At 30.0% G+C, this 23909-nt stretch carries 20 protein-coding genes and 1 tRNA gene; 14 read left to right on the forward strand and 7 right to left on the reverse strand.

The annotated features are described in order from the left end of the window. Nucleotides 1–3: 3 nt before the first annotated feature. The 4 genes from WAO74_RS06960 to WAO74_RS06975 all read left to right on the forward strand — a co-directional run bounded on the left by WAO74_RS06960 (nt 4) and on the right by WAO74_RS06975 (nt 4049). Nucleotides 4–1290 (forward strand): citrate synthase, encoded by a 1287-nt coding sequence (locus WAO74_RS06960; RefSeq protein WP_422160702.1) that lies wholly within the window; start codon nt 4–6, stop codon nt 1288–1290. Nucleotides 1291–1356: 66 nt separating this feature from the next. Continuing rightward, nucleotides 1357–2271 (forward strand): dimethylarginine dimethylaminohydrolase family protein, encoded by a 915-nt coding sequence (locus tag WAO74_RS06965; RefSeq protein WP_422160704.1) that lies wholly within the window; start codon nt 1357–1359, stop codon nt 2269–2271. Between the two features lie 152 nt (nt 2272–2423). Continuing rightward, a complete protein-coding gene (gene ctlX / locus WAO74_RS06970; protein ID WP_422160705.1) occupies nt 2424–3371 on the forward strand; it encodes a citrulline utilization hydrolase CtlX in 948 nt (315 codons plus the stop codon). A 3-nt stretch (nt 3372–3374) separates the two neighbouring features. Continuing rightward, nucleotides 3375–4049 carry a PrsW family intramembrane metalloprotease gene (locus tag WAO74_RS06975; protein WP_422160707.1) on the forward strand — a complete coding sequence of 225 codons (675 nt, stop codon included), beginning with the start codon at nt 3375–3377 and terminating at the stop codon, nt 4047–4049. A 56-nt stretch (nt 4050–4105) separates the two neighbouring features. On the opposite strand, the gene pafA is transcribed toward WAO74_RS06975, so the two are convergent. Continuing rightward, a complete protein-coding gene (gene pafA / locus WAO74_RS06980; protein ID WP_422160709.1) occupies nt 4106–5743 on the reverse strand; it encodes an alkaline phosphatase PafA in 1638 nt (545 codons plus the stop codon). 107 nt (nt 5744–5850) lie between these two features. Between pafA and WAO74_RS06985 the strand changes: the two genes are divergently transcribed. From WAO74_RS06985 to WAO74_RS07005, 5 genes are all read left to right on the forward strand, one after another. Further along, nucleotides 5851–6591, forward strand: coding sequence for an MlaE family ABC transporter permease (locus tag WAO74_RS06985; RefSeq protein ID WP_422160711.1), 741 nt, complete (start codon nt 5851–5853; stop codon nt 6589–6591). Then, entirely contained in the window at nt 6592–7356 is a 765-nt protein-coding gene (locus WAO74_RS06990; RefSeq protein WP_422160713.1) for an ABC transporter ATP-binding protein, read from the forward strand. 58 nt (nt 7357–7414) lie between these two features. Next, a tRNA-Lys gene (locus WAO74_RS06995) sits at nt 7415–7487 on the forward strand. Nucleotides 7488–7622: 135 nt separating this feature from the next. Then, on the forward strand, nt 7623–8120 hold the full coding sequence (locus WAO74_RS07000; protein ID WP_422160714.1) for a CIA30 family protein: 498 nt from the start codon (nt 7623–7625) through the stop codon (nt 8118–8120). 60 nt (nt 8121–8180) lie between these two features. Beyond that, nucleotides 8181–9662 (forward strand): DUF389 domain-containing protein, encoded by a 1482-nt coding sequence (locus WAO74_RS07005; RefSeq protein WP_422160716.1) that lies wholly within the window; start codon nt 8181–8183, stop codon nt 9660–9662. Nucleotides 9663–9696: 34 nt separating this feature from the next. Here the strand turns inward: WAO74_RS07005 and WAO74_RS07010 are convergent, their stop codons facing one another. Together WAO74_RS07010 and WAO74_RS07015 are read right to left on the reverse strand one after the other, a co-directional pair. Next, the gene (locus WAO74_RS07010) at nt 9697–10287 is read right to left on the reverse strand and encodes a SprT-like domain-containing protein (protein ID WP_422160718.1); all 591 of its coding nucleotides are present in this window, start codon (nt 10285–10287) and stop codon (nt 9697–9699) included. A gap of 67 nt (nt 10288–10354) precedes the next feature. Beyond that, nucleotides 10355–11035, reverse strand: a complete 681-nt coding sequence (locus tag WAO74_RS07015) for an SDR family NAD(P)-dependent oxidoreductase (RefSeq protein WP_422160720.1) — start codon at nt 11033–11035, stop codon at nt 10355–10357. Nucleotides 11036–11104: 69 nt separating this feature from the next. Here WAO74_RS07015 and WAO74_RS07020 point away from each other — a divergent pair, with 69 nt between their 5' ends. After that, nucleotides 11105–12379, forward strand: a complete 1275-nt coding sequence (locus tag WAO74_RS07020) for an amidohydrolase family protein (protein ID WP_422160722.1) — start codon at nt 11105–11107, stop codon at nt 12377–12379. A gap of 222 nt (nt 12380–12601) precedes the next feature. On the opposite strand, the gene WAO74_RS07025 is transcribed toward WAO74_RS07020, so the two are convergent. Next, a complete protein-coding gene (locus WAO74_RS07025) occupies nt 12602–14110 on the reverse strand; it encodes a hypothetical protein (RefSeq protein ID WP_422160724.1) in 1509 nt (502 codons plus the stop codon). A 44-nt stretch (nt 14111–14154) separates the two neighbouring features. Next, on the reverse strand, nt 14155–15192 hold the full coding sequence (locus WAO74_RS07030; RefSeq protein WP_422160725.1) for a glutaminyl-peptide cyclotransferase: 1038 nt from the start codon (nt 15190–15192) through the stop codon (nt 14155–14157). Between the two features lie 237 nt (nt 15193–15429). Between WAO74_RS07030 and WAO74_RS07035 the strand changes: the two genes are divergently transcribed. Both WAO74_RS07035 and WAO74_RS07040 read left to right on the forward strand, forming a co-directional pair. Further along, complete coding sequence (locus WAO74_RS07035) at nt 15430–15684, forward strand: type B 50S ribosomal protein L31 (RefSeq protein ID WP_422160727.1); 255 nt, start codon at nt 15430–15432, stop codon at nt 15682–15684. 122 nt (nt 15685–15806) lie between these two features. Next, the gene (locus WAO74_RS07040; protein WP_422160729.1) at nt 15807–16472 is read left to right on the forward strand and encodes a class I SAM-dependent methyltransferase; all 666 of its coding nucleotides are present in this window, start codon (nt 15807–15809) and stop codon (nt 16470–16472) included. A 184-nt stretch (nt 16473–16656) separates the two neighbouring features. On the opposite strand, the gene gcvP is transcribed toward WAO74_RS07040, so the two are convergent. Continuing rightward, a complete protein-coding gene (gene gcvP, locus WAO74_RS07045) occupies nt 16657–19542 on the reverse strand; it encodes an aminomethyl-transferring glycine dehydrogenase (RefSeq protein ID WP_422160730.1) in 2886 nt (961 codons plus the stop codon). Between the two features lie 203 nt (nt 19543–19745). On the opposite strand from gcvP, the gene WAO74_RS07050 reads away from it, so the two are divergent. After that, nucleotides 19746–20558, forward strand: coding sequence for a hypothetical protein (locus tag WAO74_RS07050; protein WP_422160732.1), 813 nt, complete (start codon nt 19746–19748; stop codon nt 20556–20558). 134 nt (nt 20559–20692) lie between these two features. Next, nucleotides 20693–22585, forward strand: coding sequence for a phosphoglycerate dehydrogenase (serA, locus tag WAO74_RS07055; protein WP_422160734.1), 1893 nt, complete (start codon nt 20693–20695; stop codon nt 22583–22585). A gap of 86 nt (nt 22586–22671) precedes the next feature. Here the strand turns inward: serA and WAO74_RS07060 are convergent, their stop codons facing one another. Next, nucleotides 22672–23856 carry an NlpC/P60 family protein gene (locus tag WAO74_RS07060; RefSeq protein WP_422160736.1) on the reverse strand — a complete coding sequence of 395 codons (1185 nt, stop codon included), beginning with the start codon at nt 23854–23856 and terminating at the stop codon, nt 22672–22674. Between the last annotated feature and the right edge of the window lie 53 nt (nt 23857–23909).

Genomic DNA, 23909 nt, shown 5'->3' on the forward strand with positions numbered 1-23909 from the left:
TAAATGTCAGATGTAGCTAAATTGCAAATTGGAAATAAATCGTACGAATTTCCTTTAATTAAAGGAACTGAAAATGAAATTGCCATTGATATAAAAAACCTTAGAACTGAAACAGATAGTATTATTACCATAGATCCAGGTTTTAAAAACACGGGTTCTTGCGAAAGTGCTATTACTTTTTTAGATGGAGAAAAAGGTATTTTAAGATATAGAGGATATCCTATTGAAGAATTAGCAGAAGAAGCAGGTTTTTTAGAAGTTTCTTACGCTTTAATTTTTGGTAATTTACCAACTTCTGAACAACTAAAAAAGTTTAAGCAAGATATTTGTGAGCAGTCTATTTTAGATGAAGATGTTAGAAAAATTGTAGATGCTTTTCCAAAATCTGCACATCCAATGGGTGTTATATCTTCATTAACTTCGGCATTAACAGCATTTAACCCTTCTTCTGTAAATGTTAATTCTGAAGAAGAAATGTACAAAGCAATTGTTAAGATACTAGGTAAGTTTCCTGTATTAGTGGCATGGACAATGCGTAAAAAGCAAGGTTTACCTTTAGATTATGGAGATTGTAGTTTAGGGTATGTAGAAAACATGTATAAAATGATGTTTAAACAACCTAACAAAGAATTTGTAACTAATGATATTGTTGTAAGTGCTTTAAATAAGTTATTAATTTTACATGCAGATCATGAGCAAAACTGTTCTACATCTACAGTTAGAATTGCGGGTTCTTCTCATGCAGGATTATTTGCATCTTTATCTGCAGGGATCTCAGCTCTTTGGGGTCCACTTCATGGAGGAGCAAATCAAGCTGTTTTAGAAATGTTAGAAGCAATTAAAGCAGATGGTGGTGATACTAAAAAATACATGGCAAAAGCCAAAGATAAAGACGATCCTTTTAGATTGATGGGTTTTGGCCATAGAGTATACAAGAATTTTGATCCAAGAGCAAAAATTATTAAAAAAGCTGCAGATGAAGTTTTAAATGATTTAGGTGTTGAAGACCCAATTTTAGCAATTGCAAAAGGTTTGGAACAAGAAGCTTTAAACGATCCTTATTTTGTAGAAAGGAAATTATATCCTAATGTAGATTTTTATTCAGGAATTATTTACAGAGCTATGGGAATACCTGTAGATATGTTTACTGTAATGTTTGCTTTAGGACGTTTACCAGGTTGGATTGCACAATGGAGAGAAATGAGATTGGCAAAAGAACCAATTGGTAGACCACGTCAAATTTATGTAGGAGAAACTAAAAGACCATTTGTAAGTATAGATAAAAGATAAAAATAGTATTTTTGTATAAAAATAAAAGCTTCATAATTTTATGAAGCTTTTTTTAGCGCTCTTAATATGATACAATTAAATATTAAAAATGAAACTTCCAGATTAAGAGCAGTCGTTTTAGGAACTGCAAAAAGTATTGGGCCAGTTCCAAAACCAGAAGATTGCTACGATCCTAAAAGTTTACAACATGTTTTGGCTGGGACCTATCCAAAAGAAGAGGATATGATTTCTGAAATGGATGAAGTCGTAAAAATTTTTGAAAAGTATGATGTTCAAGTTTTTAGACCCAAAGTACTTGAAAACTACAATCAAATTTTTGCAAGAGATATTGCGTTTGTTATTGATGATAAATTTATTAAAGCCAACATTTTACCAGATAGAGAAAAAGAATATTTGGCAATACAACATGTTCTTGATAACATTTCTAAAGATAAAATAATCCATTTGCCAGAAAAATGTCATGTAGAAGGTGGAGATGTAATGCCTTGGAACAATTTCATTTTTGTGGGTACATATTCAGGTAATGATTATCCAGATTTTATTACAGCTCGTACAAATATGGAAGCTGTGGAAGAACTTCAAAAACTCTTTCCTCATAAAATTGTAAAATCTTTTGAGTTAAGAAAACACAATACTAATGCAAAAGAAAATGCATTGCATTTGGACTGTTGCTTTCAGCCAATAGGAAAAGACAAAGCTATTTTACATAAAAACGGATTTTTAATAGAATCTGAATATGAATGGCTTTTAAATTTTTTCGGAAAAGAAAATGTATTCGAAATTACGAAAGATGAAATGTATAATATGTTTAGCAACGTTTTTTCCATTTCTGAAGAAGTAATTATATCAGAAAAAAACTTTATAAGATTAAATGTTTGGTTAAGAGAAAAAGGTTTTACTGTTGAAGAAGTTCCTTATGCAGAAATAGCCAAACAAGAGGGTTTGCTGCGCTGCTCTACAATGCCCTTAATTCGAGATTAAAACTTACTTTATTATATTGGTTTAATTTTTTATTTTAGAACAAAACAAACTTAAAGTTTTTATCAAACAGAAACGAACGAATCTATTTTAAAGACGAACTAATTATAGCAATCAAAAAAAAAGCATAATTTTGCAGTTCTCAATAATTAAAAATGCAACAAACTACAAATACTATTTTAATGATTCGTCCTATAAATTTCAGGATGAACGAACAAACAGCCGTAAATAATTATTATCAAGAAGATATCGATTTAAGAAACTCTGAAATCAATAAAAAAGCACAACAAGAATTTGATGATTACGTGGCTGTTTTAGAATCTTTTGGAATATATGTTGTTGTAATTTCTGATACAGAGGAATTTGATACTCCAGATTCAATTTTCCCAAATAATTGGATTTCTTTTCATGCAGATGGCACAGTTGCTATGTACCCTATGTTTGCAGAAAACAGACGTTTAGAAAGGCGAGAAGACATTTTAGAAGCAATAGAAAATAAAGGTTTTTTAATAGAAAATATTGTAGATTATACATCTGCAGAAGAAGATGGGGTTTTCTTAGAGGGAACAGGAAGTATGATTTTAGATCGAGAAAACAAAAAAGCATATTGTGCATTATCTCCAAGAGCAGATGAAGAATTGTTTATCGAATTTTGCGAGGATTTTGAATATACACCAGTTATTTTTACAGCCAACCAAACCGTAAACGGTTCAAGAGAAGCAATTTATCATACAAATGTAATGATGTGTATTGCAGAAACATTTGCAGTAATTTGTTTGGACTCTATAGATGATAAACAAGAACGTAAAAATGTTTTAAAACATTTAAAAGAAGATAAAAAACAAGTTATAGAAGTTACAGAACAACAAATAACCAATTTTGCAGGAAATATGCTGCAGGTAAAGGGTAGAAACGACGAGCTTTTTTTAGTGATGAGTCAAGCTGCTTTCGATTGTTTAACGGTTAGCCAAAAAGCAAAAATTAATAATCACTGTAAAATTATTTCTAGTTCTTTAACTACTATAGAAACTTGTGGTGGTGGAAGTGCACGATGCATGATGGCTGAAATTTTTCTTCCAAAAGCAACTATGAAAATTGCTTAAAATATGAGCTTATTATTCATTGCAGTTTTTCCAATATTAGTAGTAATTATCTTTATTTATGTAAAAGATAAGTTCGAAAAGGAGCCTATAGGTTTTTTGTTAAAAAATTTTTTACTAGGTGCATTTGTTAGCGTATTAATTACTTTGGTTTTAGGTGTTTTAGGAGATTTTTTATTTCCAATAACAGAGCAACAAAGTGTTATTCAGCAGTTTGTGAAAGCATTTTTTGTGGTTGCTTTGGTAGAAGAGTTTTCAAAATATATCATTGTAAAATATTACGCTCAAAAGAATAATGAATTTAATGAGCCTTTTGATGGTATTGTTTATGCAGTAATGATTTCTATGGGTTTTGCAGCTTCAGAAAACTTATTATATGTTTTTCATTTTGGAGCTGGTACAGGAATCATGAGAGCTTTTACTGCAGTACCTGCACATGCAACTTTCGGGATTTTAATGGGCTATTTTATGGGAAAGGCAAAGTTTTCTAATAATAGAATAAAATTGAATCTGTTAGGTTTATTAATAGCTACTATTTTTCATGGTGCTTATGATTTCTTTTTGTTCATTAATTTTATTCCTGGAATGATTATTGGAGCAATTTTATCCTTAATTATCGGAATTATTTTAGCAAAAAAAGCCATTAGAAAGCATCAAGAAATATCTAACTTTAGAGTTTAACTAGCTTTTTAAAATGCTTTTCTCATCATTAAAAGTAACTTTAATCAAATTAGTTTTTACTTTAAAACTTCTTCAATAATTATTCCTGTTGTAGAATTTGGGGTTTCAATTTTTAACAAGTTAGAAATTGTTGGAGCTATATCTATAATATTATAGCGTTTTTTTGATACTCCTTGTTTAATGCCATTTCCGTAAAAAATAATAGGTATGTGGGTATCGTAAGAATATGCAGAACCATGAGAGGTTCCTGTTCTTCCTTGCGTTAAAGTTGCTGGATAAGGAATTAGCATTACATCTCCCGATAATTTTTGATTATAACCATTTTGCAAGGAATTTAAAATACCATCTGTAAATCTTGTAGTTTGTAAAGTTTTCGCAGTAACTGCTTTGTAGATTCCTTCTAAGTTTACAACTTCATCAACCAGTTTTTCTGCTACTGTATTTTTATCTAACCCTAAGGATTCAATTTTTTCCTTATCTAAAAATATCTGATAATTAGACACATTTTCAATCAATTCTTCTGAATTAAAATATTTTTTGGTGATTGATGAAAGAGAATCTTTTAACTTTCTAATATCTAAGTAATGTGCAGGAATTTTTAAAGATTGTAAATATGATGGAACTTCCACAGCAGCATGATCTGCAGTAAGAAAAATGGTATATTTATCTTCACCTATTTCTTTGTCTAAAAAAGTTAGTAAATCTGCTAGATCTTTGTCTAAACGTAAATAAGTATCTTCAATTTCAATAGAATTGGGTCCAAATTGATGCCCTACATAATCTGTTGATGAAAAACTAATTGCTAAAAAATCGGTTTCGTTACTTTTTCCTAAATTTTCTCCTAAAATAGCTGCTTTTGCAAAATCTGCAGTAAAAGAATTACCAGATGGAATTGCTTTTAGAATATCAAAATTTCCATTTTTTTCTCTTAAAGTTGGTATATCATGTGGAAATGTTGGCGTTAATTCTCCTTTAAATTTACCTTCAAAAATATTATCATCAACCAAGCTATTTGAGTATGTTTTTAATTCATACAAAGTATTCCAAGAAGAATTTAAATATTCATTCGCTTTACCAGAGTTGTTAAAATTAGTAGCCCATTTAGGCAATTCATCCATATAAAAAGAAGAAGAAATCCATTGCCCATTGTCTTTGCCATCAAACCAATAAGCTGCGTTTGCAGTGTGCCCAACAGGTAATATAGAAGACCTATCTTTTATGGCAATTCCAATTGTTTTACTTCTCATGTTTTGCGCTAAACGTAGCTGATCTGTTATGGTAGTTGTACACATTCTAAAAGGTGATTTTTCACCTTCACTCGAATTATTTCCTACAGTTTTATAATTAGAATCATCCACACAATAAATGGATTTTTTTAAGAATTTATCATACCAATTATTAGAAATTATTCCATGATTATCTGGTGTTGTACCTGTATAAATTGAAGCATGACCCACTGCTGTGTATGTAGGGATGTAATTATATTGAGCATTTTCTAATGAGAAGCCATTTTTAAGTAGTTTTTTAAATCCATTCTCTGAGTATCTATCATAAAATCTGGTTAAATAATCATACCTCATTTGATCAATTACGATTCCAATTACCAATTTTGGTTTGCTTTCTATTTTTTCTATAGGTCTAAACCCTAAAAAAAGTAGAAAAGAAGCAGATAATAAAAGGATGATTTTTTTCATAAGATTTTATATTTATAGACACATCAAAAGTAATTAATTTTTACTTTGATGACAGTTATTTTATATTGTGTAAATGTTATTTCTTAATTTAGCATAAAATTTATTCTATGAATTACATAGAGCACATTGGAAAATATTTTTTAATGCTCAAGCAGGTTTTTAAAAAGCCTCAAAAATCAAGAGTTTTTTACGATACTTTGATAAAGGAGATTGAAGAGCTAGGCTTAAAATCTTTGGGTATTATTATGTTTATTTCCTTTTTTATTGGAGGTGTAATTGCGCTGCAAACTGCGTTAAACTTAGAAAGTCCTTTTATTCCAAAATCGTTAATCGGTTTTGCTGCTAAAAGATCTATAATATTAGAATTTGCGCCAACTTTTTGTTCTATTATTTTAGCAGGTAAAGTAGGTTCTTATATTACGTCTAGCATAGGTACAATGAGAGTTACAGAACAAATAGATGCATTAGAGGTTATGGGAATAAATTCCTTAAACCATCTAGTATTTCCAAAAGTTTTAGCAACAGTTTTCTTTTATCCTTTTTTAATAACACTAGGAATGTTTCTAGGCATTTTTGGAGGCTGGTTAGCAGGCGTATTGTCTGGTTTATTTAGTGGTGTAGATTATATAACAGGTTTACAAACCGATTTTAAGCCTTTTTTACTTGTATATTCAATCATTAAAACATTGGTTTTTGCCTTTTTAATAGCTACTGTGCCATCTTATCATGGGTATTATGTAAAAGGTGGTTCGATAGCAGTTGGAAAAGCAAGTACACAGTCTGTGGTTTGGACAACAATATTGATAGTAATAGCCAATTATTTTTTAACTCAAATGTTGTTAACTTAAATGATAGAGGTAATAAATTTACATAAAGGTTTTGGGGATGTAGAAGTTTTGAAAGGTATTTCTACTACTTTTCATCCAGGAGAAACAAGTTTAATTATTGGACAAAGTGGATCTGGAAAAACAGTTTTTTTAAAATCTTTGATAGGGCTTTACACACCAGAAAAAGGTACAATTTCTTTTGATGGTAGAATTAATACAAATTTTACCATCGAAGAAAAAAGACTTTGGAGACAAGAAATAGGCATGGTTTTTCAAGGAGGAGCTCTTTTTGATTCGCAAACTGTAGAAGAGAATGTAATGTTTCCTTTGAAAATGTTTACTAAAAAATCTCAAAAGGAAATGTTAGAAAGAGTGAATTTTGTTTTGGACAGAGTAAATTTAAAAAATTCTAACAAGAAACTTCCTGCAGAATTATCTGGCGGTATGCAAAAAAGAGTTGCCATAGCAAGAGCCATAGTCATGAACCCTAAATATCTTTTTTGTGATGAGCCAAACTCTGGTTTAGATCCGCAAACAGCCACAGTTATAGATAATTTGATTCTAGAAATAACCAAAGAGTATAAAATAACAACAGTCATAAATACACATGACATGAATTCTGTGATGGAAATTGGTGAAAAAATATTATTTCTAAAAAATGGAATAAAAGCATGGGAAGGAGGCAATGATGAAATATTTAAAACTGATAATGAGGCAGTTGTCGATTTTGTTTATTCTTCAAATTTATTTAAAAAAGTGAGAGAAGCTTATTTAAATGAAACTTAATAAAAAATGGTTTGTTTTTTCTAAATAAACTCCTATATTTGCACCCGCTAAAAACAAAGACCTGGTAGCTCAGCTGGCAGAGCATCTCACTTTTAATGAGAGGGTCCTGGGTTCGAGCCCCAGCCCGGTCACAAATAAAAACTCTGCAAATTTTGCAGAGTTTTTTGGTTTTAATAACTTCTTAAGTCCTAAATTGATTAATTTTGTTTCATGATAATTTTTAATTCATAAACAAAATGTGTTATTCATTCCTTATTTTAATTTTTATGAATATTTCTGACACTATTATTTTCGATTTTACTAAAGTTTCTAATATATCCTCTTGGAAGGTTGTCGATGATGTTGTTATGGGAGGAGAATCTATTGGAAATTTCTCTCTGAATGACAAAGGAAATGGTGTTTTTTATGGTGAAGTATCTTTAGAAAATAACGGAGGATTTTCTTCGTTAAGCTACAATTTTGATAAAATAGAAATAAAACAATTTTCCAAAATTATTTTAAGAGTAAAAGGTGATGGAAAAAAATACCAGTTTAGAATTAAGGACAAAAAAAAGAACTATTATTCGTATGTAAAAGATTTTTTTACGGACACCTCTTGGCAGAATATAGAAATTAACTTATCTGAAATGTATCCTACATTTAGAGGACGAAAGTTAGAAATGGATAATTTTTCATCAAATTTTATAGAAGAGGTTAGAATTTTAATCGGAAATAAAAGGAACGAAAAATTTAAATTGGAGATAGATAAAATATACCTTCAATAGAGTGTAATTCTTTTTTAAATGTCAATTTTTTGTATCTTTCACAATTGTTAAATCTCAATAATGGAAGAAGACATTCAAAAAAATATAAAGCCTCATACTTCTGATGGTCAACAAAGTTCTAAGGAAAATATTAAACAAGATGCACAAGGATTAATTTCTGGCATCAAAAGATTTATTTTAGATTTATTTGACTTTAGAGATGATACCGATCATGAAGCAACTATTAGCGCAATAAAAGCAGATATTTCTTTTAAAGGAGCCACTGCTTGGATTTTAATATTCGCAGTTTTTGTAGCCTCAATTGGTTTAAATGCAAATTCAACCGCGGTTGTTATTGGAGCCATGTTAATTTCTCCACTTATGGGACCAATTTTAGGTATTGGTATGTCTTTTGCAATAAATGATATAGAAACTTTTAAAAAATCTCTTAAAAACTTGGGCATAATGATTGGCTTAAGTTTGTTTGCCTCTTTTCTATTCTTTTATTTCTTTCCTTTAAGTGAAGATAATTCAGAGTTATTGGGTAGGGTTAGTCCAGATATTCGAGATGTTTTAATTGCTTTTTTTGGTGGTTTGGCTCTAATGGTTGCAAGAACTAAAAAAGGCACAATAGCGTCTGTAATTTTTGGAGTTGCCATAGCAACAGCATTAATGCCTCCATTATGTACAGCAGGTTATGGTTTGGCAAAAGGTAATTTTACTTATTTTTTAGGAGCTATGTATTTGTTTACAATTAATACAATTTTTATAGCTTTAGCAACATTTTTGGTTTTAAAACTGTTGCGTTTTCCAATGTTTAAATATGCAAATGCGGCTAAAAGAAAGCGTTACGCAACAATTGCAACTGTTATTGGAATAGCAGTTATGATACCTGCTATTTTTACTTTTATAAATGCATTTAAAGAAAATCAAATTAATTCTCAGATTAATAGTTTTATAAAAAATGAAATTAAAAGCAACAAATCTTTACAGCTTATTGATTGGGAATATATAAAAGATAATAAAGAAATATTTTTAAGTTTCTTTACAGAAATAACCGAAGCTACAGAAAACGATCTAAAAAACGAACTATCGAACACGAAAGTATATCCTAATTTGGTTGATATGAACTTGGTCATTAAAGGAAGTGATACAAAAAGTTTTGAAATGATTTCTACTGCCTATAAGGAAAAGCGTGAAGAATTGCAAAATAGCAGAAATATTATTTCTGGCTTACAGAAACAAATTGCAGATTTAGAACAAACAATAAGTTCTCTAAATAATAGAATTGAGCAAGATGCATTAAATAAAAATCAAAAAGTGATTGCATTTAGCAAGGTTGCAAAAGAATCTAAAATAAGATATTTTGATATACAAGAAATAAGTTTTGCAAATATTTTAAACTCGAAAGATTTTATAAAAATAGATACTTTACCTACAGTTACTATAAAATGGAACTTAAAATTAACAGATAGCATCATTAAACCTAAAGAACGAGAACTAAGAAATTGGCTTCAAAAAGAGTTGCAATTAGATACTTTATTTATTAGAAGAGAAAGGTAGGTTTTTAAAGGCATATCAAAATGCAGAAGTTAAATTATTCATATAATTTAACTTCTGCATTTTGATTGAATAAGTATTTTTTTTTGGTACTCATTTGTAAACACTCTATTCTGGTTCTTCGTTTATAACCTCTTTTGTAAACGCTATTTTTAAAAACAAAAAGAGAGCCAATAGGGATTGCAAAAACAAAACATTTTCCATCATCTGCTTCCCCATTTTTTAAAGCCAATGATAATTTCGTATCAGCATCTGTGCTTGCTTTTGGATTTTTTAAATAGTTTGCTAAATAAGAAAGCATTTCTTTAGGATAAATTTCTGGCTGTAAAAAAGGCAACATTAAATGTTGAAAAACTGTTTTCCACTCTTTTCCATGAGGTTGAACTCTCCCAAATTTTTGATGTGTAACATGATGTGCAATTTCATGAACTAAAGTCAATAAAAACTGGTGTTTATTCAAGTTATTATTTACCGTAATTTGAAATCGTCCATTGGGTAATTTTCTAAAATCACCATGTTTTGTTTGTCTTTGATTTACTATTTTTAAATCGAAAGAATGTACATCAATTAAAAACTGAACAAAAGGAATTGCTTTAATTGGAACGAAATTTTGATAATCTGAATTCAATTTAATAATTTACCTTCTAATAATATTTTTTTATTGCCAACTGAAGACTGACGTTTTGCCTACTATTTTAAGGTGTTGTAGATGAAACCTGTAAAACCTTTCCATTGTAAAATTTATTTCCAGTAATAGAGAAATCATAAATATAGTTTGCCATTTCTATTGCAGATAAAGGTGCTTTATAGTCAGGAAAAGCTTCTTCTAACATTTCTGTTTGCACAGCTCCAATTGCCAAAACGTTAAAGGCAATTTGCTGTTCTTTATATTCTTCCGCCAATAATTCTGACAAGGTAATAACAGCTCCTTTTGCTGATGAATATGCTGCTAAACCAGGAAATTTCATACTTCCTTGAATACCACCCATAGAACTAATTGTAACCACATGGCTTCCTTTTTGTAAAAACGGGATTAAATTTTTTGTCAATTCTGCAACTCCAAAAACATTTACTTTATATACTTCTAAAAAATCATTAGAAGTTAAATCTGTAAAAGGTTTGTTAATTAATTTACCTGCATTGTTAATCAAAATATCTACTTTTTTCCAATTGTTTTTGATGAAGATCGTCACTTTTTCTAAATCAGAAACCTTAGAAATATCAACAGAAATTATTTTAATATTTTTATGATTTACAGATTCTAAAGGTTTGGTATTTCTAGAAATAGCCAAAACATGATGTCCTTTATCTGCAAACAATTTTGCCAATTCAAAACCAATTCCTCTACTTGTGCCTGTAATTACAATATTTTTCATTTAAAATTAAAATTTTTACAGCAGCAATCTACTCAAATTTTCATACATTTAAGAAATAAAATCAAACAAATGAAAAAATTAGCATTTCTATTTATAGCATTTATTTTTATGCAGAATACAATAGCACAAACCACCTATATTTTGTGTGGAAAATTAGTGGATACAAAATCTGGAACAGTGCAAACTGAAAAAACAATTTTGGTAAAAGAAAATAAAATTGTGGATGTTATGGATGGTTATATAATGCCAAAAGGAGGGGCTTTAATCGATTTAAGAGATAAAGTTGTAATGCCAGGTTTGATTGACTTTCATGTGCATATAGAACAAGAATTTTCTGCAAGAACAAGGTTGGAGAGTTTTATTTTAAATGAAGCTGATGTGGCTTTTAATTCTGTAGGTTTTGCGAAAACTACCTTATTAAATGGTTTTACAACAGTTAGAGATTTAGGTGGAACAGGTGTAAATATTTCCATTAGAAATGCAATTAATGCAGGTAAAATTCCTGGGCCCAGAGTTTTTACTGCTGGTAAATCTTTGGCCACAACAGGTGGTCATGCAGATCCTACAAATGGAAGTAGTAGAAAATTAATCGGAAATCCTGGTCCAAAAGAAGGTGTTGTAAATTCTTTAGATGATGCAAAAAAAGCAGTGAGACAACGTTATAAAAATGGAGCAGATTGTATAAAAATTACGGCTACTGGAGGTGTTTTAAGTGTCGCAAAATCTGGTGATAATCCTCAGTTTACCATCGAAGAAATAAAAGCAATTTGTGAAACTGCCAAAGATTATGGAATGCACGTAGCTGCTCATGCACATGGAGATGAAGGAATGCAAAGAGCCATTATAGGTGGTGTAAAAACGATTGAACATGGAACTTATATGAGCGATGAAACTATGGAGCTTATGAAGAAATATGATGCTTATTTAGTGCCAACAATCACTGCAGGAAAAGAAGTAGAAGAGAAAGCAAAAATAGCAGGTTTTTACCCAGATATTGTAGTGCCAAAAGCATTGGCTGTTGGGCCACAAATTCAAGGCACTTTTGCCAAAGCTTATAAAAAAGGAGTAGGAATTGCATTCGGAACAGATGCTGGAGTTTTTGCTCATGGAAATAATGGAAAAGAATTTGGTTTTATGGTAGAAGCTGGAATGCCAGTAATGGAGAGTATACAATCTGCAACCATTACAAATGCGATGTTATTAAAAATGGAAAACGAGATTGGGCAAATTTCCAAAGGTTTTTTTGCTGATATAATTGCTGTAAATGATGACCCTACCAAAAATATTGCTACAATGGAAAACGTTGTTTTTGTAATGAAAGATGGCGTTGTTTATAAAAAATAGATATTAAAATCTGTTGAATATTTTGATATTATGTTGTCATTTCGAGTGAATTTTACAATTGAAATGAGTAAAATTTGTACCGAGAATAAGAATTTTAGCTTGTAAATAGTTCTCGATACAATTTTTCGTTCCTCAAAATTACTCGAACTGACACTTATTAATAATATGAAAATGTCCTATTGATTTATAAGAATATATACTTAGTCTTTTACCACAAATAAATTAATTAAAAATAATATGTTGATAAGCTCCAATATCTGGATTTGTAGTTCTATCAACACCTAAAATATCTTGTGAAAAAGAAGTTGCTTTTGCTTTATTTACAGCTTCAGAATTCTCTCCAATAATAAAATCTTCGTTTTGGGTATTTCTAAAATCAGTAATACCATTTATAATATTATTTTGATAGTTTGGATTGTTATTAAAATCTACTTCTAAAACACCATCAAAAGAATTGCTGCTATCAGTAAATGAAATTATACAATTGCTAATGTTGTAATTAAAGTTACTACCATTTACTTTGTCTAACAGAAACTCAATATTATTGTTTCCATCAAAAATACAATTGGTAAAATTTGCTGCTTTTAACTCTCTAGTTTCTGTAATTTCGTTACTATTAACATCATTATAAACAAAGAAATTATTTACTAAAACTGCTGGTAATTGTCTAATTCCGTTATTCCAAAAATTGGCAAAAGTACTGTGCGTAAAGTTGTAAGTACCACCAACAGTGGCAGCTAAAGAGGCTTGACCTGCTGAGCCTACAACAATGTTATGAGCTTCAATGTTAGTTTCTCTTGCTAAAATACCAAAGTTAGAATGATTGTAAATTTCGGTATTTTGAAGTTTTAAAGTTGGATTAGAACCAGCCCCAATACTATCAACTAAAATACCAATAATTCCGTTTTTAATTTGTGCATGATAAATTTCGTTTTCTTTACTTCCTGCACGCATCCAAATAGTTCCCCATTGACCAGGAACTTTACTAAAACCATTTTCTAATCTATCACCTTCAAAAACTACTTTTTCGCTTAAAGTTCCATTTACTTTTAAAGTTGCTTTATCGTCTATAATTAAACCAGAATTGTTGTGAAAATAAATTTTTGCACCCGCATTTATATTTAAAGTTTTGTTGGCTGCAACTGCTGCATAACCGTAAATTACAGTAGGTTTTGTATTGGTAATTGTGAGCTCAGCATCCGTTAAAAATCGCCCTTTTATTGTAGTTGGTTGTCCATCAAAAGTTAAACTATCAATTTTCATAGTAATTGGGTCTTTACCAGGAAAAATAAAATGGGCATCTTGTACTAAAGTTACCAAATCTACATCTTGCTGATTAGTTCCTGTATCAAACAAAATTCTGTCTGTGTATAAAGGATTTGTAACCGAATTAAAATCGATGGTGGTTTCTACAAAAACGAAAATACTGTCTTTTGCAAGGATATCTATATCATTAAATTCTTTACCAGGAATTCCATCCACATTTAATCTGTAATTAGATGAGGTTCCATTTTCTAAAGAAATTCTAGGAATTGTAATGGCATTATTGCCTCTGTTATACACTTTTAAATTATAAGTTGCAGAACCAATGTTTGTAAAAACGGTATCTAAAAAAACGGTGTCTTTAGAGAATTCTAAACTACCAAAACTAGGAATTGTAGAGAAATCTTTTCTACAAGAGCTTACAGAAATAAGAGTAACACAAACTAAAAAGGTAATAAAATAACGCATATGTCAATTTTGTATAAAAATAGAACTTTAAATTGGTTGGTTTATTATTTTTTTATCAATTTGATTTCAAATAATTTTCCCCAATTCTTACCTGTAACAAACATTCTGTCATTTTCTTTATCATAAGCAATACCATTTAAAACTTCATCTTGGTTTACTAATTTTTGCGTTTTCTTCATTTCATCTTCTAAACCTTTTAAGTTTATCAAGCCTTCTACAACTCCATTTTTAGGGTTTATAATAGCGATAATTGGTTTTTGATAATAGTTTGCATACAATTTACCATCTATTAATTCTAACTCATTTAACTGAGTTAAAGCTCTATCATGAGTATAAGCTTGTATGGCTCTTTTTTCTTCTAAAGTTTCTGGGTCTAAAAACCAAATTTTATTGGTTCCATCAGACTTTATTAATTCTGATCCATTATTTGTAAATCCCCAACCTTCTTTACTTTTGTTGTAATTGAATTCTTTTTCCAATTCAAAAGTTTCTAAATTATACACAAAACCTTTTTTTGCTTGCCAAGTTAACCAGTAAATTTTGTTGTTTAAAATGGTTATTCCCTCACCAAAATATTGTTTATCTAAATCTATTTTTTGCAACACTTTACCTGTCGAAATTTCTACTTTTCTTAAGGATGACTGTCCTCTTCTGCCTGTAGTTTCATACAAAAAACCATTATAATATTCCAAACCTTGTGTGTAGGCTTTTGTATCATGAGGATACGAATTTATAATTTCGAAGCCGTAAATTGAAGGAGCTGTGTCTGCCAAAACCTCAAAAGAGTTGTTTATTTTTTTTGTTTTATCAAGATAAAAAACGAGCGCAGAAACTACATGTTTACCCACTCCAAAATCGTTTGTTTTTAGTGATACAGAATTTCCAGTAGAAGTTATTTCTTTACCATTTACAAAAAACTGAACTTTTTCAAAAGCATTATTGTTTTCTTCTTTTATAGTAACGTTCACATCAGCATTTAAAGTTGATTTTTTTGATAACTCTAGCGTAAATTTGTAATCGTTCGTACAACTAGTAATTAGAAAAAATGTGATTAGGGTTATAAAAAGTGCAATTTTCTTCATTGTTCTTTATTTTTATAGTTCTTTAACGCTTGCGTAGGCTTAATATGTTGAATATAATTATATTTTTTGTACTAAAATTTAATTGTAACAAATAAAAGCAACTTATTTATTTGTTAATTAAAAAATATCGTTAAATTTGCATCCTCAAAATAGTAATAGTCATTATTTTAGAGATAAAGTAAAGCCTTACCAATTTTACTTTGCAAACATAACATTAAAGTATTAAAATATTATAAAATGAAAAAAGGAATTCATCCAGAAAATTATAGAATGGTAGCTTTTAAAGACATGTCTAATGAAGATGTATTTTTAACACGTTCTACTGTAGACACTAAAGAAACTTTAGAAGTGGATGGTGTTGAGTATCCTTTAGTAAAATTAGAGATTTCTAGAACATCTCATCCATTTTACACTGGTAAATCTAAATTAATTGATACAGCAGGACGTATTGATAAATTTAAAAACAAATATGCAAAATTTAAGAAAGACTAATTTCTTTGATTTTTTAAAAAATAGAAACTCCAACAAGCAATTGTTGGAGTTTTTTTATGATGATAAAAGGACAACTTTTTTATTAAGATAATAATTATAATAGAATCATTGAAAACTTTTAAATGAATCAAAAAAAGACTTTAAAAAAACCTTGGCCAACAAAAAAGGCGATGGAGCAGATTTACGAGCAAAAATTATGGGGAGGTAACTCCGATGATTTTTATTCGGGTTCTGGTTCTCATTATCCAGAATTGGTTGAGCCTTATATAAAGGTAGTCCAAGAATTTTTAACTTCGTTTGCAGAACCAATTACAGTTGTAGATTTAGGCTGTGGTGATTTTAATATTGGCAAACGACTTTTTATCCATACCAAAAACTTTGTTGCTGTTGATATTGTAGAAAACTTAATTGCTTACAATAAAGAAAAATTTAAAGCAGAAAATTTAGAATTTCGATGTTTAGACATTGCAAAAGATAGGTTGCCAAAAGCAGATTGTGTAATTTTAAGACAAGTTTTGCAACATTTATCGAATGCAGAAGTACAAAGTGTTGTAAATAAATTAGCTGATTTTAAATATATTATTTTAACAGAACATCTACCAAAACGAAACTTTATACCAAATAAAGATATCATTTCAGGACAAGGAATCAGACTTAAAAAACAAAGTGGAGTAGATATTTTAAAATTTCCTTTTAATTTTAATGTGAAATATGAAAAAGAACTTTTATCTCTGCCATTAGAAACCAATAAAGGTGTTATTATAACTTGTTTATATGAAGTTTTTTAGGCGATTTTTTTAAAATTTGCTAACGTTAACACGAATATGCAACGTTTCAATGTTTTATATTCGTAGTTAGCGAAGTTCGGTTTTTTAATTTAGAAAATCAAGAGGAAAAACCCTCATAGTTATAAACAAAAAAACCGTTTCAAAAAAGAAACGGTTTTAAAAATATTTAAAAACACTACGTGTTTTACATATAATCTTCTATTGGGTTACAAGAACAAATTAAATTTCTGTCTCCATAAGCATCATCAACTCTTCTAACAGTTGGCCAAAATTTGTTGTCAGCAATATAATCCAAAGGAAAAGCAGCTTGTTTTCTGGTGTAAGGAAAAGTCCAATCATCTGCAGTTAACATTGCTTGTGTATGTGGCGCATTTTTTAAAGGATTGTTTTCATCATCTTTAGAAGCTGCATCAATTTCTTTTTTAATAGAAATCATCGCATCGCAAAAACGATCCAATTCTGCCAAACTTTCAGATTCAGTAGGTTCTATCATCATAGTTCCAGCTACAGGAAAAGAAACTGTTGGAGCATGAAAACCATAATCCATCAAACGCTTTGCGATATCAACTACTTCAATTCCGTTATTTTTAAAATCTCTACAATCAATAATCATTTCGTGTGCTGCACGTCCTTTTTCTCCTGTATATAAAGTTTCATAATGTCCTTGTAAACGACCTTTAATGTAATTCGCATTTAAAATTGCCATTTTTGTAGCATTTGTCAATCCTCTAAAACCAAGCATGGTAATATATCCATAAGATATTAAACACGCTAATGCAGAACCCCAAGGAGCTGCAGAAATTGCTGTAATTGCATTTTCTCCACCAGTTTTAATAATAGGATTTGTAGGTAAAAAAGGTACTAATTGTGGCGCAACACAAATAGGACCCACTCCAGGACCACCTCCTCCATGAGGAATTGCAAAGGTTTTGTGCAAGTTTAAATGACAAACATCTGCACCAATGGTTGCAGGGTTTGTTAAACCAACTTGTGCATTCATGTTGGCACCATCCATATAAACTTGTCCTCCATGGGTATGAATTATTTGCGTAATTTCTTGAATTTCGCTTTCAAAAACGCCATGAGTTGATGGATACGTAACCATTAAAGCAGCTAAATTATCTGAATGCAATTCTGCTTTTTCTCTTAAATCATCAATATCTATATTTCCGTTTTCTGCCGTTTTTGTAACAATCACTTTCATTCCAGCCATAACTGCTGATGCAGGATTTGTACCATGTGCAGAAGCAGGAATAATACAAATATCTCTATGAGCATCTCCATTTGCCAAATGATATGCTCTAATAGTCATTAAACCAGCAAACTCACCTTGTGCACCCGAATTTGGTTGTAAAGAAGTACCAGCAAAACCTGTAACAATATTTAGTTGATGTTCTAATTTTTTTAAAACTTCTTGATAACCTTGTGCTTGATTTAAAGGCACAAAAGGATGAATATTACCCCATTGAGGATTGCTTAAAGGCAACATTTCTGAAGCTGCATTTAGTTTCATTGTACAAGACCCTAAAGAAATCATAGAATGATTCAAAGCCAAATCTTTGCGCTCTAGTTTTTTAATATAACGCATCATATCTGTTTCAGATTGGTACGTATTAAAAATTTCGTTTTCTAAAAAAGTGGTGTTTCTTTTTACATTTTCTGAAATTACTTCAAAATCTGAATGAAAAGGTTCTTGGGTTAATATTTGTGAGAAACTGTCGTAATTTTCTTCTTTAATAGGATTTGGCCTCTTTTTTAATTGCCCAAGAATGGTGAACAATTTCATTAAATCTTTTTGAGTAGTTGCTTCGTTTATTGAAATCGAAACATGATTATCATCAATATAATTAAAATTTACTTCAAAAGATTCTGCCACTGGTTTTAATCGAACACTATCAATTTCTACTAAAAGAGTATCAAAATAAGAAGAGTTTAATTGCTTAAAACCTGCTTTTTCTAAATAATCTGCAACTAATTTTGTTTTGTTGTGAACTGAATCTGCTATAAATTGAATTCCGTCTTTACCATGGTAAACAGCATACATCCCAGCCATAACTGCCAATAAAACTTGAGCTGTACAAATATTAGAAGTTGCTTTTTCACGCTTAATATGTTGCTCTCTTGTTTGTAAAGCCATTCTTAAGGCTCTGTTTCCATTCATGTCTTTGGTAACTCCAATAATACGTCCAGGAATACTTCTTTTATAGGCTTCTTTTGTTGCAAAAAAAGCTGCATGTGGGCCTCCATAACCTAAAGGAATTCCAAAACGTTGTGAGGTTCCAACCACAACATCAACTCCAAATTCGCCTGGTGCTTTTAATTTTACCAAAGATAAAATATCTGCAGCAACAGCTACTTTTATATTCTTTTCATTTGCTTTTGCAACAAAATCTGTGTAATCGAAAACTTGGCCATGTTTTCCAGGATATTGTAAAATGGCTCCATAAAAATCATCAGAAAAATCGAATTCTTCGTGGTTGCCAACAACTAGCTCAATACCAATTGGTATAGAGCGAGTTTGTAAAACAGATAAAGTTTGTGGTAAAATTTCTTCGGAAACAAAAAATTTGTTTACCTCATTTTTCTTTTGATCTCTTTCTCTAACATCAAAAAGTAAAGCCATAGCTTCAGCAGCTGCAGTACTCTCGTCTAAAAGCGATGCATTTGCTAATTCCATTCCTGTTAAATCACAAATCATGGTTTGGTAATTTAACAATGCTTCTAAACGTCCTTGTGCAATTTCTGCTTGGTAAGGCGTGTAAGCTGTATACCAACCAGGATTTTCTAAAATATTACGTTGAATTACACTTGGAACAATGGCCTCATGATATCCCAAACCTATATAGCTTTTGAATACTTTGTTTTTTTCTGACAGCTCTTTTATATGCGCCAAATATTCGTATTCGCTCATGGCAGGCTCTAAGTCCAAATCGTTTTTTAAACGAATATTCTCAGGCACAGTCTCAGAAATTAATTGTTCTAAACTATCAGCTTTAATGGTTTTTAACATTTTTTCTTGCTCCTTTTTATTGGGACCAACATGTCTTAGTTGAAACGAATTTGTATTCATTAAATAAAGTTTTATTTAGGTATATTTCAATCGATTTAGAGAGCTTTTAAAGGCTTTTTGAACCTATTGATTTTTAAAGGGACAAAAATAAGGCTTTTACGAGATTCTTAATTGCATTAAGTTTGATAAAAATCTGTTAATTATTAACCAAATTAAAATGTTATCAACATTAGCTTTACTTTTGTAACATGAGATTATTTAAGATGATATTTGATTTCTACATCAATGCTAGTATTCATGTTGGTTTAGCAGTGTATTCCTTTTTAAGAATTACAGAAATTTATTTGGAAATTTCCTATAACCAGAATCTAAATTATTTTATTTTTTTTGCAACCATTACAGGATACAATTTTGTGAAATTTGCAGGTGTTGCCAAATTGCATCATAGAAGTTTAACAAACGACTTGAAAATTATTCAAATATTTTCACTTTTATGTTTTATTGCTATGTGTTATTTTGCTTTTCTACTTTCTATTAAAACACTACTTTTTTCAATTCCATTTCATATTCTAACGTTGTTATATGCAATTCCTTTTTTAAGTGGATTTCATAAAAATTTACGGGAAATAAGTTATTTAAAAATAATTGTTGTAGCCTTAGTTTGGGCAGGTTTTACAGTTTTATTGCCTATAGTTGATGCAGAAAAAGAATTTTCTTTAAGCGTTTTTTTATTGCTGCTGCAAAGGTTTGCAATTACAATAGCACTTATACTTCCTTTTGATATTCGAGATGTTAAATATGATGCCATTTCTTTACAAACTATCCCAAAAAAAATTGGGGTAGAAAAGACCAAAAGGCTAGGGTTAATATTGATTGTTTTTGCGTTGGTTTTAGAGTATTTAGTTGCAACTCAGGTTCAAGTAAAAACGCCATTTATGATTTTCTTTTTCTTGGTACTCATTTTCTTAATGAGAGCTAAAATCGAGCAATCTAAATATTACTGTTCTTTTTGGGTGGAGTCTTTACCCATTTTTTGGTGGCTACTTCTTTTAGGATTTGATAATTATTATGGATAAAAAATGCTATTATGTGAAGTTTTTTTCAGATATCAATCAAATAAAATTGATTTGATAAAACTGAAAACTTGCTTCGTTTTTCCCTATTAACTTTGTAGATTTACGTTCTTAAAATCAACCAAGATTTATCAATAATGATTACCACAAAAAGAAATTATATTTTCGATTTCGATAGCACTTTAACACGTGTTGAGGCATTAGATGTTTTAGCAGAAATTACGCTAAAAGACAATCCTAGAAAGAATGCTATAATTCAAGAAATAATAGATATTACTAATTTAGGAATAGATGGCGAAATTTCTTTTACAGAATCTTTAGAGCGAAGAATTAAACTACTAAATGCAAATAAAAATAATTTAACTAATTTAGTTGAAGATTTAAAAAAGCAAGTTTCATCATCTATAGAGAGAAATAAAGAGTTTTTTGAGTTATATGCAGATGATATTTATGTAATTTCATGCGGCTTTAAAGAGTTTATAGATCCAATTGTAAAAGAATACAATATACCATCAGAAAGAGTTTTTGCAAATACATTTGAGTTTGCAGAAGATGGAAAAATTATTGGTTTTGATAGAAACAATTCGCTTTCGAAACACAATGGAAAAATTAAGTGTCTAAGTGACATGAATCTTGATGGAGAAATACAAGTAATTGGAGATGGTTACAGCGATTATGTAACTCGTGAAGCAGGTGTTGCGCATAAATTTTTTGCATACACAGAAAATGTTTCTAGAGGTAAAACCACAGAAAATGCAGACCATATTGCACCGAATTTAGATGAATTTTTATACGTAAATAAATTGACAAGAAATATATCCTATCCAAAGAATAGAATTAAAATATTATTATTAGAAAACGTGCATCCAGATGCTTTTAAAAAGTTATCTACAGATGGTTTTTCTGTAGAAACAGTTTCTAAAAGTTTGTCTGAAGACGAATTAATAGAAAAAATAAAAGATGTACATGTTTTAGGAATTCGTTCTAAAACCAATGTTACTAAAAAAGTAATTGAAGCTGCTGATAGGTTAATGGTTGTGAGTGCTTTTTGTATTGGTACCAAACAAATAGATTTAGAGGCTTGTAAAGAAAATGGAGTGGTTGTTTTTAATGCACCTTACAGTAATACTCGTTCTGTAGTAGAATTGGCAATTGGCGAAATTATTATGTTAATGCGTTCTGTTTTTCAGAGAAGCACAGAAATCCATAATGGACAGTGGAATAAAACTGCTGACGGTTCTAGAGAAGTTCGAGGTAAAAAATTAGGAATTGTTGGTTATGGTAATATTGGTAAGCAGTTATCAATCTTGGCAGAAGCTCTAGGAATGGACGTTTATTATTATGATGTTGAAGACACATTAGCTTTAGGAAACGCAACAAAAGTTAGTAAATTATCTGATTTATTAGCCATTTCTGATGTGGTAACTTTACATATTGATGACAATGCAGCCAACAAAAATTTTATAGGAGAAACAGAAATTTCTCAAATGAAAGATGGTGCACATTTGGTTAATCTTTCAAGAGGTTTTGTGGTGGATATCCCTGCTTTGGTTGCTGCTTTAAAAAGCGGAAAATTAGCGGGTGCTGCAGTGGATGTGTATCCTGAAGAGCCGAGTAAAAACGGAGAGTTTTATACAGAATTAAAAGGTTTGCCAAACGTAATTTTAACGCCACATGTTGGAGGAAGTACAGAAGAAGCACAAAGAGATATTGCAGATTTTGTACCTAATAAAATTATGGCATATATCAATTCTGGAAATACGGTTGATGCTGTAAATTTCCCAAATATTCGTTTGCCAAGACAAGTAAAAGCGCATCGTTTTTTACATATTCATAAAAATGTTCCAGGAATTATGGCTAAAATCAATAAAATTTTAGCAAAATACGATTTGAATATTACAGGGCAGTATTTATCTACAGATCCAAAAGTTGGGTATGTAATCACAGATTTAGACAAAGAATACAATACAGAAGTTTTAGAGAAGTTAAGAAAAGTAGAAGGTACAATTAAATTTAGAGTGTTGTATTAGAGCTCAGTTTTATAATATTTTAGACCCCAAAGATTTTAAAATCTTTGGGGTCTTTTTATTTATTGTTTTATTTGTAAAAACTTAATTTAGAGTTTTTCATTTTTCAAATCGATAATGTTTTTATCTTTTATACCTAAATAACGTCTGCTACCTAAATATCTGTTCTTGTTCATTTCATCATATAAAGGATGATTTTCATCCATAGAACTCATATGTACATTGCCAGAAGCGTGAATAAACTCCATTTTATCATTCCCTAACCAAATGCCAACATGCACCACTTTTTGTTTTTTATTTTCGGTAGCTTTTGTGCCAAAAAAAAGTAAATCGCCTTTTTCTAAATCAGAAAAATCTAAGTTTTCATCAACGGTTTTTCCAGCATTTACTTGCTGAGAAGCATCTCTAGGAATTATAAAACCGTTCATTAAATACACCATTTTTGTAAACCCACTGCAATCCATTCCTTTGCTAGAAGTTCCTCCCCACAAATAAGGAAAGCCTTCCATAGATTTGGCAAATTCTTCTACATTTTCTGGAGTCGCTTCACAATTTTGCAACCAAATATCATATATTGCAGCTTCTTCTATTTTGATAAAACCAGTTCTGTTATCAGGATATTTTACCTGATAAAATTCGGTATCTTGAGAAATGTATTGCAACGTTCCTCCTAAAGTGATGTCTGAGACAATTGTTGATGTTTCATTTTTATCAGCATAAACAAAACCAAAACTCTCTGTAAAAATTACTTTTTTCGATTGATTCCAAGCATCAAATTCACCTTTATTCATTCTGGTAATTCCGCCTTTATCAACCCAAGAAATGTAAGAGTCTGGAGTTTGAATTCTGTAAAAATCGCCTTTTTTGTCTAAAACTTTTAAGGGCATTCCTAACAAACCTTGCGTGCCAAGTTCAGCAGAATGTTTAGGTTCTGATCTTATATTTATTACAGAATTCCTAGCTACTGCAAATTGTAGATTTCCAACAGTAGAATCTGGTAACACACGAATATTGTTTGTAAACTTTAATTTTTTATTTTCTAGACTATCTAATAGAACTGAATACCCCTTTTTAGACGTAGTTTCTCCTTCTAAAATAAGTTGATTGTCTGTAAATTCAATATGAATATTAAACAATTCAACTCGTTTATCAGGTGCAAAATTCTGTTTTATGGTTGTACATATTTGTTCAATTTCAGAAATTGATTTGGAATCATTTTTACAAGAAAAAAAAACAAGTAGGACTGTTAAAGAAGTATATTTTAAAAATTTCATTTGTATAAATTTATGTAAAAATACAAAAAACGATAGCTTTCTAAGTTTAAAAA

This window comes from Polaribacter sp., from assembly GCF_049276715.1.
GTDB lineage: Bacteria > Bacteroidota > Bacteroidia > Flavobacteriales > Flavobacteriaceae > Polaribacter.

Excerpts from the sequence above, each read along its gene's own strand:
- WAO74_RS06960 (WP_422160702.1), top strand. The coding sequence starts at position 4 with ATGTCAGATGTAGCTAAATTGCAAATTGGAAATAAATCGTACGAATTT.
- WAO74_RS06965 (WP_422160704.1), top strand. The coding sequence starts at position 1,357 with ATGATACAATTAAATATTAAAAATGAAACTTCCAGATTAAGAGCAGTC.
- ctlX (WP_422160705.1), top strand. The coding sequence starts at position 2,424 with ATGCAACAAACTACAAATACTATTTTAATGATTCGTCCTATAAATTTC.
- WAO74_RS06975 (WP_422160707.1), top strand. The coding sequence starts at position 3,375 with ATGAGCTTATTATTCATTGCAGTTTTTCCAATATTAGTAGTAATTATC.
- pafA (WP_422160709.1), bottom strand. The coding sequence starts at position 5,743 with ATGAAAAAAATCATCCTTTTATTATCTGCTTCTTTTCTACTTTTTTTA.
- WAO74_RS06985 (WP_422160711.1), top strand. The coding sequence starts at position 5,851 with ATGAATTACATAGAGCACATTGGAAAATATTTTTTAATGCTCAAGCAG.
- WAO74_RS06990 (WP_422160713.1), top strand. The coding sequence starts at position 6,592 with ATGATAGAGGTAATAAATTTACATAAAGGTTTTGGGGATGTAGAAGTT.
- WAO74_RS07000 (WP_422160714.1), top strand. The coding sequence starts at position 7,623 with ATGAATATTTCTGACACTATTATTTTCGATTTTACTAAAGTTTCTAAT.
- WAO74_RS07005 (WP_422160716.1), top strand. The coding sequence starts at position 8,181 with ATGGAAGAAGACATTCAAAAAAATATAAAGCCTCATACTTCTGATGGT.
- WAO74_RS07015 (WP_422160720.1), bottom strand. The coding sequence starts at position 11,035 with ATGAAAAATATTGTAATTACAGGCACAAGTAGAGGAATTGGTTTTGAA.
- WAO74_RS07020 (WP_422160722.1), top strand. The coding sequence starts at position 11,105 with ATGAAAAAATTAGCATTTCTATTTATAGCATTTATTTTTATGCAGAAT.
- WAO74_RS07025 (WP_422160724.1), bottom strand. The coding sequence starts at position 14,110 with ATGCGTTATTTTATTACCTTTTTAGTTTGTGTTACTCTTATTTCTGTA.
- WAO74_RS07030 (WP_422160725.1), bottom strand. The coding sequence starts at position 15,192 with ATGAAGAAAATTGCACTTTTTATAACCCTAATCACATTTTTTCTAATT.
- WAO74_RS07035 (WP_422160727.1), top strand. The coding sequence starts at position 15,430 with ATGAAAAAAGGAATTCATCCAGAAAATTATAGAATGGTAGCTTTTAAA.
- WAO74_RS07040 (WP_422160729.1), top strand. The coding sequence starts at position 15,807 with ATGAATCAAAAAAAGACTTTAAAAAAACCTTGGCCAACAAAAAAGGCG.
- gcvP (WP_422160730.1), bottom strand. The coding sequence starts at position 19,542 with ATGAATACAAATTCGTTTCAACTAAGACATGTTGGTCCCAATAAAAAG.
- WAO74_RS07050 (WP_422160732.1), top strand. The coding sequence starts at position 19,746 with ATGATATTTGATTTCTACATCAATGCTAGTATTCATGTTGGTTTAGCA.
- serA (WP_422160734.1), top strand. The coding sequence starts at position 20,693 with ATGATTACCACAAAAAGAAATTATATTTTCGATTTCGATAGCACTTTA.
- WAO74_RS07060 (WP_422160736.1), bottom strand. The coding sequence starts at position 23,856 with ATGAAATTTTTAAAATATACTTCTTTAACAGTCCTACTTGTTTTTTTT.